Below are 16611 nucleotides of genomic sequence, written 5' to 3' on the forward strand. Positions count from 1 at the left end.
GGTGTTCATAATATGACAAAGAAATTATTAATGATTTCACAAAATTTTTATCCAGAACTTGGGTCTGCTGCAAATCGAATGAAAATGATGTTCAAAGCTTTTCGTTCAAGTGGTTCAGATCCGACAATGTTAACAACTGAGCCAACATATCCTAACCAAAGTTTATTTGAAGACCAATCTTATTTTACAGATGCATCTTTAAATAAATTAGAAAAGAAGAAAATTATTCGAATGAAAATGCATGGTAATAAGCAAAATAGTAATTTTATCATGAGGTTAGTCTATTATATAGAACAATACGTTAGATTAAGAGTCTTCTTGAAAATGCATAATGACGATTACGATATTGTGTATGTTTCTAGTCCAAATATATTTCTAGCATGGGCGACGTTATTTTTTAAAAGTGCGAAACATCCGACATATGTATTAGAAATTAGAGATTTATGGCCAGACAGTGTAAATGGATTAAAGCATATTAACATAAGTTTATTTATGCCACTATTAAAATATTTAGAGAAAAAAATGTATAATTCTGCTGATAAAATTGTCATTAATAATGAAGCATTTAGGTCACATATTCAGAAACGATTACAGCGAAAAGTGCCTATATTTTATTTACCAAACGGCATTTCAAGAAATGAACTGATTACTGAAGAAAAATATAATGATTTTAGTGTTATTTATACAGGAAATATTGGATATGCCCAAGATGTAGATAAACTTATTTCAATATGCTTAGCTTTAAATGATAAACAAATCAATGTTACAGCGATTGTTTATGGTGTTCAAGCTAACAAGTTTAGAAAAGCTGTGAGAGATTGTAAATATATTCAAGTGAAAAAGCCAATGGATCGTACAGCTTGTTTAACTGAAATATCTAAACATCATATTTCACTTTCCATTTTAGAATCTTCAGATGTGTTTATGAATGTGATGCCTGGAAAAATTGTAGACGCTATTGGTGTCGGAACACCTCCTATATCTAATATTAGTGGTCCAACTGAAGCCATTATTCAAAAATATAATCTAGGATTTGCAAGAAGACAAGCTTCAATAGATACAATCGTTAACGAAATTGAATCATTAAAATATGATGAACAAGCTTTATCTATTAAAGCTAAGAATGCACGTGAATATCGTGATGAACACCTCATTTGGGAAGATAATATTGAAAAGCTTATGACATTTTTAAGAAAAGGTGATAGAGATGACAAATACTTATAAAATAAAATGTGAAAATGTCTCGAAAGTTTACGACTTAAATGTAAACAGAAAAGATAAGCTGCTATCTTTATTTACTTTTGGATTAAGTTATAAATCTAAACCTTATTATGCTTTACATGATATTTCATTTGAAGTAGAAGAAGGGACATCTGTAGGTATAATTGGATTAAATGGTTCAGGTAAATCAACTTTATCTAATATTCTAGGTGGTGTTGTTGAACCTTCGTCTGGTACAGTTTATACAAATGGTAAGCCGTCGCTAATTGCGATTGGCGCAGGGTTAAATCCTGAATTTACAGGTGAAGAAAATATTCATTATAAATGTTTAATGCACGGTATGTCGCAACGAGAAATAAATGAAAAATTTGATGATATTGTACAGTTTAGTGAACTTGATGAATTTATTTATCAACCTTTAAAATCATATTCTAGTGGTATGAAATCAAGATTAGGCTTTGCAATTGCGATTCATACAGATCCAGATATACTTATTGTTGATGAAGCATTGTCAGTAGGCGATGAAACTTTTTCGAATAAATGTATAGATAAAATGCATGATTTACAAGAACAAGGAAAAACAATATTTTTTGTATCACATTCAGCAGGACAAATCAAAAAAATGTGTAAAAAAGCGATTTGGATACATTACGGTGAGATGGTTGCATATGGTGAAGTCAATGATATCGTAACGAGGTACGTTAATCTCATTCAGAAAGTAAAAAAGAAATCGAAACAAGAACAATTAGAATATAAACGTATAAAAATCCAACAACAACGTAATAAAGAAGTTGATGATTCAGTCATACAAAAAGAAAAAAGACCAACAAGTTTAATAGCGATGATTGGGATCATGAGTGTGGCATGGATATATATACTACTATTCCAAGTAGGGATACTATAAATTGCATGGAATGAGGTTATCAAATGAAAAAGGTCACAATGTTTGTATGGAATCATTTTACGAATGATGCAAGAGTCAATAGAGAGTGTACAACTTTAGCGGATAATGGATATGACATAAATTTAATTGCGATAAATGATCCGAAAAATCCTGCTATTTCAGCTTATGAAGAAATATCTAATACATTTAAAGTTCATAGAGTGAAGAGATATCCATGGTTATTGCAAGCTTATCAAGATCATGGCAAGAAATTCTTATTAGTTGTAGCTGGTGTCCAAGTTGTTATTATACCAAGTCTTTTCTATATCAGTTTCACATTAATGGCAGCTTATTTGTTATCACTCGTGGTTGCTGCAGGTATGATAAAGTTTAAAAAAATAAGAAAATGGTTTATAAATGGTGCAATTATTACGAGAATGATTGTAAAAGGTTATATACAAAATGCTGATATTTATCATGCAAATGATTTAAACACATTGCCTCAAGCTATCGTATGTTCTAAATTACGCTTAAAACCGAAGCCATTAATTTATGATAGCCATGAAGTCCAATCTGACAGAACAGGTTATAATCCAAAAACAATTAAGTCTATTGAGTCGTTTATGTTAAAATTTGTAGATCAAATGATTGTAGAAAATCATACAAGAGCAAAATACAATGAAGATATTTATGGATTCTATCCTAAAACATTGTATAACTACTCAGAGAAATACAATATTGAAGAAAAGCCACAAATCAATTTACATAAGAAAATAGGCATCAATGAAGATGAGAAAATTTTACTTTATCAAGGCGGACTCCAACAAGGAAGAGGGCTTGAATTGCTTATAGAGGCTATGGATGAAATTAAAGAAGGTCATTTACTATTTATCGGTGGTGGGAAGTTAACGCAACCTTTAAAAGAACAAGCCGAAGCTTCCAAACAAGCTGATAGAATTCATTTCTTAGATAAAGTGCCATTTCAAGAATTACCATCATATACGCGTGAAGCATATCTTGGATTCCAAGTGTTGCAGAACATTTGCTTCAATCACTATTCAGCAAGTTCAAATAAATTGTTTGAATATATGATGGCTCACGTACCAGTTATCAGTTGTGACTTCCCAGAAATTAAGAAAGTAGTCGAAGAAACTAATACCGGTTTAGTTGTGGATTCACATAATGCTTCAGAAATAGCTAATGCAGTGAATCAACTTGTAAAAGATACAAGCTTAAGAAATCAATTAAGTGAAAACACTAAACAAGCCAAAGAAATCTATAATTGGAATAATGAAAAATCAAAATTACTCGAAGTCTATAATCAATTTGTACCAATAGATCATCCAATAACTCAAGTTCATACAAAATGACAAAAGGTCTACCATGCCTCGGCATCGTAGACCTTTTTATGTTGTTTGAAGTCGTTACCGTTAATATTAACTAACTTGTGTTTTGTAAATATTGGGATTACAATTATATAATTAAGATAGTAACGGTAGAAGGAGTAATTGTAAGATGTATATTAAAAAGAGTATAGAACGCGTTAGCAATTTTATTGAAGTAGGTAATGAACGAGAAGCAATGATGTTACTAAGAGATCTAGAAGCAAATGTTGTAAGATATGATTTTGAAATAATGGGCGACGGATTTAACAAATTTGCTGAAATATACGTATCACAAAAAAACAGAAAAAAAGCAATCGAAATGTATCAAAAAGCAATCTTATATTATAGAGAAGTCGATAACCAAGAAAAAGTATCCCAAGTCAGTCGTAACTTTGAAAATCTGATTTTGTAGGGTTGGTAGAGGTAAGTAAAAAACTACATATATCTTTAATGAAGGAGCTTATATGGAAGAACAAATATTATTTCTTTCTGGTTTAGGCAGTCATAGATTATTTTTGGAAGATTTAAATAACCAATTGGATAATCTGAATTTAGTTCAAATTGATCTGCCAGGTCATGGTTTGAATTTAGATGTTATTGTTAATGATTTAAATGAATTAGTGGAGTGGTTTAAAACAGAGATAAAAATTTATGGTAATGAAGAACTGTCTATAATGGGACATTCTTTAGGAGCAGATTTATTATCTTATATAAGTATCAAGGTTCCACAAATTAAAAATATTATATTATTAGATGGTGGATTATTTAATCTTGAAGACCTAGAATACAGCAGTGAAGTTGAAATAAAAGATACTAAAAATCATTTAGAAAATTTTCAATTCAAGAACTTGGACGAATTTATAGAGACAGAAAAAGACGCATATAAAACATGGAATCAAAATTTATTAGAAGCATCAACTGCAAGGATGACTTTCAATTTAAATAAACATGTTTATGAACTTAATATTAATGAACTTTCTATTCTAAAATTATTGAAAATAAGAAGACAAATCAACTTACCTACCTTCAATCAATTAATAGACAGAAATATAATGGTCTTATTACCACAAGAACAGGACCAATTCATCTTAGACATGAAAATTAAAAATATACCTTCACATATTTCCTGTAAAACAATCCCTAACAGGGGCCACGATATTTATATAGATAACCCTGTAACAGTAGGGAAAGAAATAAAGAGTTGGTTAAGTACTATAAATGATTAAGGGAGGTAATTAAATGATAACCGATTCATTTGATATACAAGGGAAACCAATTGTAAATTTGAGTGACTATTAATTGTAAGATAAACCGAAGCCTATATCATATATAATAATACAAGTGCAATTTGATCAGAATCCCCCTAACTTAAATATTTAAGTTAGGGGATTCCATTTATCAAGAATGGCGAAACATGATAAATAGTGGGTCCGTATTTATCAAGACTGATCAAACAAGATAAATAGGAGGTCCGTATTTATCAAGAATGGCGAAACAAGATAAATAGAGGGTCTGTATTTATCAAGACTGATCAAACAAGATAAATAGAGGGTCTGTATTTATCAAGACAGGTGAAACAAGATAAATAGAAGGTCTGTATTTATCAAGACTGATCAAACAAGATAAATAGGAGGTCCGTATTTATCAAGACAGGTGAAACAAGATAAATAGGAGGCATGTATTTATCAAGACTGACTAAACAAGATAAATAGAAGGTCTGTATTTATCAAGACTGATCAAACAAGATAAATAAGAGGTCTGAATATTGCAAGTGGGGCATGACTAGCAACATAGAGCCTCCGAATATTGCAAGACAACCCAAACAAGCAACATAGCACCTCTCTATGTTGCAAGACTGACCAAACAAGCAACATAGAGCCCCTGAATATTGCAAGACTGACCAAACAAGCAACATAGAGCTCTCGAATATTGCAAGACGAGTCAAACAAGCAACATAGCAACCTCAATACAATCCAAAATCCCAAACCAACCACCCAATCCCAACACCCAACTCACTCTCCATACCATTAATTAATTCTATACAAAATAAAAAAGCTGTTAATAAAGTCTCTGACTTTATTAACAGCTTTAAATATATAGGTTTTACATATGGGCGCTGTGTCCGCCAACCATAACCCAATAAGTACCGATTATTACTAATAAAGTAATAATTACTGCGAAGAGTACTTTGAATGCAGTTGCGCGTCCATCTGGTCCTTCTGTTAAATGCATGAACATTAGTAATTGAACTAATGCTTGTAAGAAAGCAAATCCAATAATGATTGATGTTCTTACTTGTAGTGACATGCCAGTGTATAACATGACATAAACAGCTACTAATGTTAATACAATTGAGAATATTAAACCGACTGTATGTGTAACGACTGTTTTATTCATGACCCACTCACCATCCCTACAAGATAAACTAATGTAAAGATAAAGATCCATACAACATCAAGGAAATGCCAGTATAAACTTCCGATAAATACTTTTGGTGCATTGTGTTCATTTAATCCACGTGTAAGGATTTGGATTAGTACACCTGAAATCCAGAATATACCTAAAGTAACATGGAGACCATGTGTACCTAAAAGTATAAAGAATGCAGACCAGAATGATCCTAATTGAGGTGTAACACCTTCATGAACATAGTGAGTAAATTCGTAAATTTCAAATCCTACGAATCCTGCACCTAAGATAAGTGTGATAATCATCCATACCATCATCATTTTGACATTTTCTTTACGCATGTAGTAAACACCGATACCACAAGTGTAACTACTTACAAGTAATAGGAATGTCATAATCATAACTAATGGTAATTCAAATAATTCTGGTGTAGTGAAACCACCGTATGAACCACTTTTCTGTAGTACTAAGAATGTTGCAAATAATGTACCGAATAACGCAACCTCAGCAGTAAGAAAGACCCAAAATCCGAGTTTATTTAATTGTCCTGTTTCATTAACAGTATCAATTGTATTGTGGTGTTCATTACTCATCTTTATTGTCCTCCTTTTCCTGTAATTCTTGTTCACGTAATTCGCGTAATTTTGCTTCATTTTCTTCTAATTCTTCAGCATGAATATGGTAGCCGTAGTCTTTTTCGAAACTTCTCCAAACCATACATGCTAATACGCCAACACCAAAGATAATTGCTGGTATATATGTTTCGAATACTAGGAAGAATCCACCGAATAAGAAACATACTGCCATCCAGAATCCGATATGTGTATTATTTGGCATATGAATATCTTTATAATCTCTATCGTCTAAATAGTGTTTACCATTTTGTTTCATTTCTACAAATGTTTCAGTATCATACCATTTTGGTGTAATAGCGAAGTTGTAGTGTGGTGGCATAGCTGAAGCAGTAGCCCATTCTAATGTTCTACCTAAACCATTCCAGTTGTCACCAGTTGCTTCACGTTTCGCTTTACCGAAGCTGTATACGACGTTCCATACTAGAGCTAAGAAACCAATACCCATCAAGAATGCACCAATTGTAGAGATGAAGTTTAATGAGAACCATCCATCTGCTTGAGTGTATTTATATAAACGACGTGGCATTCCATCTAAACCTAATAGGAATTGTGGTAAGAAACATAAGTTGAATCCTAAAGTAAATGTCCAGAATAACCATTGATTAATCTTTTCATTTAATTTGTGACCAAACATTTTTGGATACCAGAATATTAAACCTGCGAAACATGCGAATACAACACCAGCGATAATAACGTAGTGGAAGTGTGCCACTAAGAAATAAGTATTGTGATATTGATAGTCCGCTGCTGCCATAGCAAGCATAACACCTGTAACCCCACCTAATGTGAAGTTTGGAATAAAGGCTAATGCGAATAACATAGGTGATTCAAATGTAATTCGACCTTTATATAACGTTAATAGCCAGTTGAATATTTTAACACCTGTTGGTACGGCAATTAACATAGTAGTTATTGAGAAGAATGAGTTAACTAATGCACCACTACCCATAGTGAAGAAATGGTGAACCCAAACGATAAAGCTTAAGAACGCAATACCACCAGTTGCCCAGACCATACTTTGATGTCCGAATAATCTTTTTCTAGCAAAAGTAGGGATGATTTCTGAGTAAATACCGAATGCCGGTAATACTAGAATATAAACTTCAGGGTGACCCCATACCCAGAAGAAGTTAGCCCATAACATTGGCATACCACCATTAGCAACTTCAAAGAAGCTTGTTCCCATTAAACGGTCGAATGTCATTAAAGCAAGTGCGACAGTTAAAATAGGGAAGGCTAAGATAATTAATAATGATGTAATTAATGTTGTCATTGAGAACATTGGGATTTGCATAAATTTCATTGATTTAGTACGTAATTTTAAGATTGTAACAAAGAAGTTAATACCTGTCATTAACGTACCAATACCAGCGATTTGAATTGCAATTAAATAATAGTTAATACCTGTACCTGGACTGAAGTCAGTTGCAAGTGGCGCATAGTTTGTCCAACCAGCAGCTGGCGAACCACCAATTACGAATGAAATATTAAATAATCCCATTCCGGCAGCAAATAACCAGAAACTTAAGTTATTTAACATAGGGAATGCAACATCTCGAGCACCTAATTGTAATGGTACAACAACGTTCATTAAACCAATTAAGAACGGCATTGCCATGAAGATAATCATGATTACACCATGTGTTGTAAAGATTTCATTATAGTGCTGAGATTCAAGTAATGTATTATCTGGTGTCATTAATTGTAAACGGATAAGAAGTGCATCTACACCGCCACGGAAGAACATAATGATTGCAGATATAATATACATTACACCAATTTTTTTATGGTCAACTGAAGTTAACCATTCTGTATAAAGCCATTTCCATTTTTTGTAATATGTTAGTCCACCAACAACACATATACCTGTTAATACAAGTAAAACTTGTGCCATTGTTATCATCCAGTCACTTTGAACGATAAATTCATTCCATGGAAAATTCATTACTTGTCACCTCCATGGTTCTTATCTGAAGATTTTTCATCATCAGATTTTGCATCTTCTTGCATTTTTTCCATTTCGTCCATATGATGTTTTTCTTCTTTTTTGAAGTCACTGTCATATTTTTCGTTATTTTTAAGAATCATAGGTTTCATTCCATGACGTTCATAGTTAGGGTTTGTAACAGTCACTTTACGTGCAGGTAATACTGGTTTTTCTGTTACGCCTTCACTTTCATCATAGAAGTTTGGATCTTTTGGTTCATAGCGGAAACGTTTATAAGCATGGAAAATGTATTCAGGATCCGCAGCAGGATCTACATATGCTAAGTGTGTTCCACTAAAAGTAAGTTCTTCATTCTTAGTTGTAGGTAAAAGTTGATGATCGAATGTATCTTGATCAATTGTTTTACGTTTTTGAGATTTAGAAACCCATTTATCATAATCTTCATTGCTTACAGCGTTAACATTAAATGTTTGTCTAGAGAACCCTTCACCATTAAAGTTAGAGTTTCTACCTTTAAATGTACCTGTTTCGTTTGCTTGCAATGTCCAATCCATTGTCATGCTAGTCATCGCGTACTTCTGTCCACCTAATTGAGGTACCCAGAAACTTGTCATTGTATCCATAGATTGTAATTTAAATAGAACTGGTCGACCTTCTGGAATTGTTACATGATTGACAGTTTCTACTTTCTCATCTGGATAACTAAAGAACCACTTAAAGCCTGCACTTGTTGCATAAATAACAACTGGGTCTTCTTCTGACTTTGGTGCTTCTTCATAGAAATACAATGATTTAATTGTTGGTACAGCTAATACCACAAGTATGATTATTGGAATAATAAACCATACAGCCTCTAAAACGACGTTGTGATGCATCGTACCAGATGTTTCGTTTTTTGTTTTTCTATATTTAATAATAAATATTAAAAACAAAACGGAGACCACTATAACAATAAAGACCATCATTATAATTGAAAAGATAATTAAGAAATGTTGATCTTCAGCCATAGGGCCTTTGGGGTTTAATACTTCTAAATTTGAACAACCACTAAGTAAAATACCTAATGTTGACATGAGAAGTATTGACTTTAACTTTGCCACGTTTTTTACCTCCCAATTTTCTATATACCTATATATATGGCTAGACCTTAATTTTAAAGGATTTAAACATATTTACAAGGCTATAAAATAGGGTGTAAGCGTTATAATATAAAAATGTATTTAATTAACTTTGATATGACGCGTTTTTTCCTAATTGTTAAATTTTTGTGTACATTTTAAAAATATTTAAAAAAACGAAAAAACATCTTTAAATTGTTAAAAACATTGAGTTTTCAGCTTATTAAGAATAGTTTAAAATATTTTTAATGTTCTTTAATAAGTACTTAAATGAAACATAAAATTAAAAATTACACTTTTGATAAATATAAAAAAACAAACCAAATGAATGAAGTCATTTGGCTCGTTTATATATGATTATTTTACTGTAATTGTTCTACCTTCAGCTGAAATATGACCGTCAGCATCTGATACTGCGTAACCAACTTTGTATTTACCTGGTTTGCTAGTGTCTACTTCACCACTTGTAACAATGTCAGATGTTAAATCTTTTCCTGATTTATCTTTAGCTGTTATACCTTTTAATAAGTCAAAGTCTTGACCTTTTTTAATGGTAACGTCTTTAATACCTGATAATTCAGGATTAGGTGCTAAATCTGCATCGTTTACGTAAACGCCTCTTTTGTATGTGTAGTAGTAGCCATCAGAGTCTTTTACGTGATAAGTGATATATTGTAAACCAGTTTTAGATGTGTCAATATCACCTTTAACAGTTACTTTATCAGTGATGTCTCCGTCTTTTTTGTCAGATGCTTTAACACCTTTCATCGGATCGAAGTGGTCACCTTGATAAACTAAATCTTTAGTTGGCACTGTAATAATTGGCATATTTTCATCTAAATCTTTAGTAGATGTCTTTTTGTTAGATGCTACTTCAGCTTTAGATTCATCTTTATGCTTATCTTTAGTATCGTTGTCTTTAGAACCATTTAATGAACCTTCTTTGACAACATATACATAATGCCATTTTGTTCTATATGCGCCATCAGAATCTGTGACTTTATATTGTACTTTGTATTTACCTAATTTAGAAGTATCAACGTCACCAGTTACTTTAATCTTATCTGTTAAGTCTCCATCTTCTTTATCATATGCTTTTATGCCTTTTAATGAATCGTAGTCAGCACCTTTTTCAACAACGTCACCCTCAACACCTTTAATTTGTGGAAGGCTGTTTCCAGTAGCACTCGCAGTTAATGAAGGTGTAACAAGTGAAGCAGAAACACCAAGTACTGTAAGTGATTGTAATATTTTATTCATCATTTTTTATGTACTCCTTTGTTGTAAGCTATAAGGAAAGAATAACATGTCTCGTTTTTCATTTCCTTACTAAATGATATATTATCGTAATATTTTCACATTTACATCGACCTTTAGACCGATTTCCTAACTTAAGTAGTGTAAACAGTGTCTTTTAGGGTGTTTTTAGGGATGATATCACTTAAATAATATTGATCAAGCGTACGTAAGTACTCCATTAAAGCATGATTGAGTGCACCTTTTAATCCACAATTTAATGCTATTGGACAAGTGTTTGTTTCCATATTAAAGCATTCTACTAATTCAAAATGATCTTCAGTTTGTCTAACAAGTTTACCTATATTAATGTCACTAGGGGACTGATTGAGGATTATGCCACCATTTCTTCCTCTTATGGATTTTAAGTATCCTAACTTAACAAGTTGATGTACGACTTTTGTTAAATGATTTTTTGATATGCCATAAAAGTTTGAAATCTCTTCTATTTGAGATTGTTTATTTTGTTGAGCTAAATACATGAGGACACGTAAAGAATAATCCGTGTATTGGGTGAGCTTCATAAAGTTCAACCTCCTTATAATATATTAATTATACTTTATATGAAGGTTAAAAAACAATCAATCAATATATGTATTTTTAAAAGAGTGACAACTTTGTAAACTTTTTGCAAACTGTATTGAAAAACATTGTGAAATTATTTACAATTAAACATGTATTTAAAATATATCTTTTAGAGGGGGACTTCTGATGTTATCAGAACAAACTAAAGAAATCGTAAAACAAACAGTACCAGTATTAGAACAATACGGAAATGAAATTACAAAAGTCTTTTATCAAAGAATGTTTGAAGCACATCCTGAATTATTGAACATATTTAATAAATCTAACCAAAAACAAGGTAAACAACAAACAGCTTTGGCACAAACAGTTTTAGCAGCAGCTAAACATATCGATCATTTAGAAGCAATCGTTCCTAACGTAAATCAAATTGCACATAAACATCGTGCATTACAAGTTAAAGAAGAACATTATCCAATTGTTGGTGAATTCTTATTAAAAGCAATTAAAGAAGTTCTAGGCGATGCAGCTACAGATGATATTATGAATGCTTGGGAAGAAGCATATGGTGAAATCGCAGGCGTATTTATCCAAATGGAAAAAGCAATGTACGAAGCAGCAGCTTGGGACGACTTTAAATCATTTAAAATTACAAATATCGAAGATCAAGGTACTTCAATGAAATCATTTGAAGTTGAACCAGTAGATAACATTAAAATTCCTGAACTTGTTGCAGGTCAATATATTACTGTACGTATTAAACCAACAAACGATGATAATTTAGCATTAAGACATTACTCAATTTACTCTGTAAAAAATGACGGTAAAATAAGATTTGCTGTAAAACGTGAAGGAGAAGGCGAGAAAAAAGGTCTAGTATCTCATGATTTACATGATAAATATTCAGTTGGAGATACAATTGAACTTTCAGCTCCAGCAGGTGATTTCAAAGTAGAATCAGATAAAGATAAAAAATTATTACTATTATCTTCTGGTGCAGGTGTTACACCAATGCTAGCTATGTTAGAAGATGAAGCATATAAAGGTAGAAATGTTCATTTCGTACATGTAAATGAAGCAGAAAAAGACGTACCATTTAAAGAAGAAGTAGACGCATTAAACGCAATGAACGAAAATGTAGAAGTTACTTATCATTTAAAAGAAAAAGACGGATATTTAACAAGCAATGAATTGAGCAATTGGATTAATGAAGACGTCGACATCTATTTATGTGGTGGTATCACATTTATGGATACAATATTTGATGAGTTAGAAAAATTAAATATTGGTCAAGCAGATGTTCACTTCGAACCATTTGGTCCAAAAATGAGTATTACAAACGTATAATTTAAATATTTAAAACACCATCCTATTATGATCAGCATAGTGGGGTGGTGTTTTTTATATTGTTAGGGACAGAATTTGGAGAAGTGTCCGTAATGGGTGTCGTTAGGGACAGAATTCTGAGAAGTGTCCGTAAGAGGTGTCGTTAGGGACAGAATTCTGAGAAATGTCCGTAAGAGGTGTCGTTAGGGACAGAATTCTGAGAAATGTCCGTAAGAGGTGCTGTTAGGGACAGAATTCTGAGAAATGTCCGTAAGAATGGCCCGCCTAATTACCACAATTCAGAATAATGGAAGTTAGCGAGTCCTAATCACCACAATTCAGAATAGTGGAAGTTACAGCATTCTAATTACCACAATTCAGAATAATGGAAGTTAGCGAGTTCTAATTACCACAATTCCGAATAATGGTAGTTAGCACATTCCATCTACCACAATAAATAAAAGCGGAACCGTCATCGGGTTCCGCTTTTTCTATATTATAATTTTATTCAAGTCCGTTTTTCCATTTTTCTGCTAATAATGTATTGTTCAATACCATAGTGATTGTTAATGGACCGACGCCGCCTGGTACTGGTGTGATTGCACTAGCTACTTCTTTAACAGCTTCGAAATCGACGTCACCTTTTAATTTACCATTCTCATCTGGTGTGTTACCGACATCGATAATAACTGCTCCTGGTTTTACTAAGTCTTTTGTAACGAGGTGTACGCGTCCGACTGCACTTACGATTACGTCTGCTTGTTTTAAGACTTCTTCTGTATTTGTTGATTTTGAATGTAATAAAGTAACAGTTGCATCTTGATCTGTTAATAATTTACTAACTGGTTGACCAACAATATGACTTCTACCGATTACGGCTACGTTTTTTCCTTTTAAGTCAATATCTGCATGTTTGAGAATTTCCATTATACCTAGTGGGGTACATGGGATAAATGTTCTTTCTCCAGTATATAATCTACCAATATTTATAGGATTAAATCCATCTACATCTTTGTCAGGATTGATTGCTTCTAATACTTTTGCTTCAGAAACTTGTTTTGGAAGTGGAACTTGGACTAATATACCACTTACTGAATCGTCATTATTTAATCTATCGAGTTCAGATAATACTTCTTCTTCAGTAGATGATTCATCCATATGTACAATTTCAGAAATCATACCAATCTTTTCAGCTGCTTTTTTCTTAGAATTAACATAACTTTGACTCGCGCCATCATTACCAACGAGTATGACCGTTAATTTAGGTACGATGTTATGTTCTTTTAACTTTTCAACTTCTGCTTGAAGACCTGCTCTGTAAGTCTTCGCTATTTCTCTACCGTCTAATATCTTAGCTACCATGAAAATTGCCTCCTATTAATAATCGAACTATATTGATTGATACAATGAAAATTATGCCCTTAATACGAACATAAATCAAACTTTTTTGTAAAAAATATATAAAATGTTCGTTTTTTCATTGAAAATAGCATGATCAATTGTTATGCTATATCTGTAATATACACAGAAAAGATTAAATATTTCAACTATTTGAAAGGGTGACCTACATGAAAGTGGCAGTAATAATGGGTAGTTCTTCAGATTGGCCAATCATGAAAGAAGCATGCGATATGCTTGAATATTTTAATATTCAATATGAGAAAAAGGTCGTATCTGCACATCGAACACCATTAGAAATGGTTGACTTTGCTAAAAATGCTACTGATCATAATATAGATATTATTATTGCTGGAGCAGGTGGGGCAGCACATTTACCAGGAATGGTAGCTTCATTAACAACAGTTCCAGTGATTGGTGTACCTATTGAATCAAAAAGCTTAAAAGGTATGGATTCATTGTTGTCGATAGTACAAATGCCTGGTGGGATACCAGTTGCGACAACTGCAATAGGAAAAGCCGGATCTAAAAATGCTGGTATTTTAGCCGCAAGAATGATCGGTATGACAGATGAAAATGTAAGAAAACAACTCGTGAATTATGAAAAAAGTTTAGTCGATAAAGTGGAGGAAATGCAAAATGACTTATTATAACCTAGAATCAGGTGACATGATAGGTATTGTCGGTGGAGGTCAATTAGGTAAAATGATGGCTCAGTCTGCTCAAAGAATGGGATTTCAAGTTGTTGTTTTAGACCCTGACGAAGATTGCCCTGCAAGATTTGTAGCACACCAATTTATAAACGCTGAATTTTCGGATATAGATGCACTCAATCAGCTTGGTGACATCTCTAAAGTTGTAACTTATGAATTTGAAAATATAGATGCACAACAGTTAGAAAAACTTTCCAATCAATTTAATATTCCTCAAGGGAGCCAAACAGTTGCTTTATTACAAGATCGCTTAACTGAAAAACAAACATTAGAAAGCGCAAATGTTCAAATTGTACCGTTTATGGAAGTTAAGTCAACAGAAGACTTGAATGAAGCTATAGAAACAATTGGCTATCCATTTATTATAAAGACACGCTTTGGTGGATATGACGGTAAAGGTCAGCTTGTCATTCAATCTAAAGAAGATTTAGATGAAGCTAAGAAATTAATTACTGATACACCTTGCGTAGTTGAAAAATATCTCCCTCTATTTAAAGAAGTATCCATAACAGCAACACGTGATATATATGATCATACAGTTTATTTTCCATTACAAGAAAATGAACATAGAAACCAAATTTTATATAAGACAGTTGTTCCAGCTAGAGTAGATTTAGAAGCACAAGCTATACAAGAAGTTCAAAAAATTATGACGAAGTTACATTTTGTAGGAACGTTTACAATTGAATTTTTTGTAACGGAAGATCATCAACTTTATGTGAATGAAATTGCACCAAGACCACATAATTCAGGACATTACTCTATCGAAGCATGTGATTACTCACAATTTGATACACATATACTTGCTGTTGCAGGATGGCATTTACCGAAAAAGATTACTTTATTACAACCAGCAATCATGATGAATTTGCTAGGACAAGATGTGTTGAATTTACAAGAAGTTTTTAGTGAGCATCCTGAATGGCACGTTCATATTTACGGTAAAAAGGTCAATAAAGTAAATCGTAAAATGGGACATATTACAAAATTATCAACAGATTTAAATAAAGATGAAAACCAATTTAATCAATTATTTGAAGGGCGGAACGATTAATATGTCATTACTTTATGAAGGCAAAGCTAAAAGAGTTTTCAATACGGATCAAGATGGTATTTTGAGAATCGAATATAAAGATGAAGTGACTGCTGGAAATGGTGCTAAAAAAGATAAAATGCTTGGAAAAGGGCGTTTAAACAATTTAATTACATCAAAAATATTTGGAATATTGCGACAAAAAGGCGTTGAGAGCCACTTTGTAGAACAAATTTCTGAAACAGAACAACTTGTTAAAGCTGTAGAAATATTCCCGTTAGAAGTTGTCGTAAGAAATGTTGCAGCAGGCTCAATTTGTAAACGACTAGGTTTTGAAAAGGGACATGAATTTAAAGAACCTTTATTAGAACTATTCTATAAGAAAGATGAGTTGAATGATCCACTTATTACGGATGATCACGTGTCATTATTGAATATTGCTTCATCAGAAGAATTATCAACCATTAAAAAAGAAGCATTAAAAGTAAATAAAGTATTAAGTGAAATTATGGATGACATGAATTTAATACTCGTAGATTACAAAATCGAATTTGGCATAACATCTGATGGAGAAATCTTATTAGCGGATGAAATTTCTCCAGATACATGCAGAATTTGGGACAAAGAAACAAAAGAAAACTTTGATAAAGATGTATATAGAGAAGATACAGGCTCATTAATTGATACTTATGAAACTTTCTACAAAAAATTGGAGGAACTATAA

Annotated in this window: 16 protein-coding genes and 1 pseudogene; 9 read left to right on the plus strand and 8 right to left on the minus strand. The window is 32.4% G+C overall.

From position 1 onward, the window contains the following. The first annotated feature begins 12 nt into the window (after positions 1-12). The 5 genes from LQ679_RS08410 to LQ679_RS08430 all read left to right on the plus strand — a co-directional run bounded on the left by LQ679_RS08410 (position 13) and on the right by LQ679_RS08430 (position 4715). On the plus strand, positions 13-1224 hold the full coding sequence (locus LQ679_RS08410) for a glycosyltransferase family 4 protein (protein WP_239739614.1): 1212 nt from the start codon (positions 13-15) through the stop codon (positions 1222-1224). Between the two features lie 58 nt (positions 1225-1282). Further along, the gene (locus LQ679_RS08415) at positions 1283-2125 is read left to right on the plus strand and encodes an ABC transporter ATP-binding protein (protein WP_410250519.1); all 843 of its coding nucleotides are present in this window, start codon (positions 1283-1285) and stop codon (positions 2123-2125) included. A gap of 23 nt (positions 2126-2148) precedes the next feature. Next, on the plus strand, positions 2149-3474 hold the full coding sequence (locus tag LQ679_RS08420) for a glycosyltransferase (RefSeq protein ID WP_239762462.1): 1326 nt from the start codon (positions 2149-2151) through the stop codon (positions 3472-3474). Positions 3475-3619: 145 nt separating this feature from the next. Then, a complete protein-coding gene (locus LQ679_RS08425) occupies positions 3620-3901 on the plus strand; it encodes a hypothetical protein (RefSeq protein WP_204188707.1) in 282 nt (93 codons plus the stop codon). Positions 3902-3953: 52 nt separating this feature from the next. Continuing rightward, on the plus strand, positions 3954-4715 hold the full coding sequence (locus tag LQ679_RS08430) for an alpha/beta fold hydrolase (protein ID WP_239762463.1): 762 nt from the start codon (positions 3954-3956) through the stop codon (positions 4713-4715). Positions 4716-5592: 877 nt separating this feature from the next. On the opposite strand, the gene qoxD is transcribed toward LQ679_RS08430, so the two are convergent. The 7 genes and pseudogenes from qoxD to LQ679_RS08465 form a co-directional block, all read right to left on the minus strand. Beyond that, the gene (qoxD, locus tag LQ679_RS08435) at positions 5593-5886 is read right to left on the minus strand and encodes a cytochrome aa3 quinol oxidase subunit IV (protein WP_025905215.1); all 294 of its coding nucleotides are present in this window, start codon (positions 5884-5886) and stop codon (positions 5593-5595) included. After that, positions 5883-6491 carry a cytochrome aa3 quinol oxidase subunit III gene (gene qoxC, locus LQ679_RS08440; RefSeq protein ID WP_103361567.1) on the minus strand — a complete coding sequence of 203 codons (609 nt, stop codon included), beginning with the start codon at positions 6489-6491 and terminating at the stop codon, positions 5883-5885. The genes qoxD and qoxC overlap by 4 nt, the downstream gene beginning before the upstream one ends. Beyond that, positions 6484-8478, minus strand: a complete 1995-nt coding sequence (qoxB, locus tag LQ679_RS08445) for a cytochrome aa3 quinol oxidase subunit I (RefSeq protein WP_037587365.1) — start codon at positions 8476-8478, stop codon at positions 6484-6486. The genes qoxC and qoxB overlap by 8 nt, the downstream gene beginning before the upstream one ends. After that, positions 8478-9581, minus strand: a complete 1104-nt coding sequence (qoxA, locus tag LQ679_RS08450; RefSeq protein ID WP_239762464.1) for a cytochrome aa3 quinol oxidase subunit II — start codon at positions 9579-9581, stop codon at positions 8478-8480. The genes qoxB and qoxA overlap by 1 nt, the downstream gene beginning before the upstream one ends. Before the next feature lie 375 nt (positions 9582-9956). Continuing rightward, positions 9957-10427, minus strand: a complete 471-nt coding sequence (locus tag LQ679_RS08455) for an immunoglobulin-like domain-containing protein (RefSeq protein WP_224658721.1) — start codon at positions 10425-10427, stop codon at positions 9957-9959. A 120-nt stretch (positions 10428-10547) separates the two neighbouring features. Next, a pseudogene (locus tag LQ679_RS08460) lies at positions 10548-10859 on the minus strand (immunoglobulin-like domain-containing protein); the annotation flags it as partial. A gap of 131 nt (positions 10860-10990) precedes the next feature. Next, on the minus strand, positions 10991-11419 hold the full coding sequence (locus LQ679_RS08465; protein ID WP_037587372.1) for an RrF2 family transcriptional regulator: 429 nt from the start codon (positions 11417-11419) through the stop codon (positions 10991-10993). A 187-nt stretch (positions 11420-11606) separates the two neighbouring features. Here LQ679_RS08465 and LQ679_RS08470 point away from each other — a divergent pair, with 187 nt between their 5' ends. Then, a complete protein-coding gene (locus LQ679_RS08470) occupies positions 11607-12764 on the plus strand; it encodes a globin domain-containing protein (protein WP_206180306.1) in 1158 nt (385 codons plus the stop codon). 483 nt (positions 12765-13247) lie between these two features. Here the strand turns inward: LQ679_RS08470 and folD are convergent, their stop codons facing one another. After that, positions 13248-14105: a bifunctional methylenetetrahydrofolate dehydrogenase/methenyltetrahydrofolate cyclohydrolase FolD gene (gene folD / locus LQ679_RS08475; RefSeq protein WP_037587375.1), complete on the minus strand. Its 858-nt coding sequence runs from the start codon at positions 14103-14105 to the stop codon at positions 13248-13250. A 206-nt stretch (positions 14106-14311) separates the two neighbouring features. Between folD and purE the strand changes: the two genes are divergently transcribed. The 3 genes from purE to purC are packed head-to-tail and all read left to right on the plus strand — an operon-like array spanning position 14312 to position 16611. Next, positions 14312-14794, plus strand: coding sequence for a 5-(carboxyamino)imidazole ribonucleotide mutase (gene purE / locus LQ679_RS08480; protein ID WP_025905207.1), 483 nt, complete (start codon positions 14312-14314; stop codon positions 14792-14794). Next, positions 14781-15908, plus strand: coding sequence for a 5-(carboxyamino)imidazole ribonucleotide synthase (gene purK, locus LQ679_RS08485; protein WP_239762465.1), 1128 nt, complete (start codon positions 14781-14783; stop codon positions 15906-15908). Before purE ends, purK begins: the two co-directional genes overlap by 14 nt. 1 nt (position 15909) lies before the next feature. Next, positions 15910-16611 (plus strand): phosphoribosylaminoimidazolesuccinocarboxamide synthase, encoded by a 702-nt coding sequence (purC, locus tag LQ679_RS08490; RefSeq protein ID WP_126476986.1) that lies wholly within the window; start codon positions 15910-15912, stop codon positions 16609-16611.

The organism is Mammaliicoccus sp. I-M35, from assembly GCF_022386455.1.
GTDB classification, from domain to species: Bacteria; Bacillota; Bacilli; order Staphylococcales; family Staphylococcaceae; genus Mammaliicoccus; species Mammaliicoccus sciuri_A.

What these genes read in the sequence shown, in the direction of transcription:
- LQ679_RS08410 (WP_239739614.1), top strand. Translation starts at nt 13, where the DNA reads ATGACAAAGAAATTATTAATGATTTCACAAAATTTTTATCCAGAACTT.
- LQ679_RS08420 (WP_239762462.1), top strand. Translation starts at nt 2,149, where the DNA reads ATGAAAAAGGTCACAATGTTTGTATGGAATCATTTTACGAATGATGCA.
- LQ679_RS08425 (WP_204188707.1), top strand. Translation starts at nt 3,620, where the DNA reads ATGTATATTAAAAAGAGTATAGAACGCGTTAGCAATTTTATTGAAGTA.
- LQ679_RS08430 (WP_239762463.1), top strand. Translation starts at nt 3,954, where the DNA reads ATGGAAGAACAAATATTATTTCTTTCTGGTTTAGGCAGTCATAGATTA.
- qoxD (WP_025905215.1), bottom strand. Translation starts at nt 5,886, where the DNA reads ATGAATAAAACAGTCGTTACACATACAGTCGGTTTAATATTCTCAATT.
- qoxC (WP_103361567.1), bottom strand. Translation starts at nt 6,491, where the DNA reads ATGAGTAATGAACACCACAATACAATTGATACTGTTAATGAAACAGGA.
- qoxB (WP_037587365.1), bottom strand. Translation starts at nt 8,478, where the DNA reads ATGAATTTTCCATGGAATGAATTTATCGTTCAAAGTGACTGGATGATA.
- LQ679_RS08455 (WP_224658721.1), bottom strand. Translation starts at nt 10,427, where the DNA reads ATGCCAATTATTACAGTGCCAACTAAAGATTTAGTTTATCAAGGTGAC.
- LQ679_RS08465 (WP_037587372.1), bottom strand. Translation starts at nt 11,419, where the DNA reads ATGAAGCTCACCCAATACACGGATTATTCTTTACGTGTCCTCATGTAT.
- LQ679_RS08470 (WP_206180306.1), top strand. Translation starts at nt 11,607, where the DNA reads ATGTTATCAGAACAAACTAAAGAAATCGTAAAACAAACAGTACCAGTA.
- folD (WP_037587375.1), bottom strand. Translation starts at nt 14,105, where the DNA reads ATGGTAGCTAAGATATTAGACGGTAGAGAAATAGCGAAGACTTACAGA.
- purE (WP_025905207.1), top strand. Translation starts at nt 14,312, where the DNA reads ATGAAAGTGGCAGTAATAATGGGTAGTTCTTCAGATTGGCCAATCATG.
- purK (WP_239762465.1), top strand. Translation starts at nt 14,781, where the DNA reads ATGACTTATTATAACCTAGAATCAGGTGACATGATAGGTATTGTCGGT.
- purC (WP_126476986.1), top strand. Translation starts at nt 15,910, where the DNA reads ATGTCATTACTTTATGAAGGCAAAGCTAAAAGAGTTTTCAATACGGAT.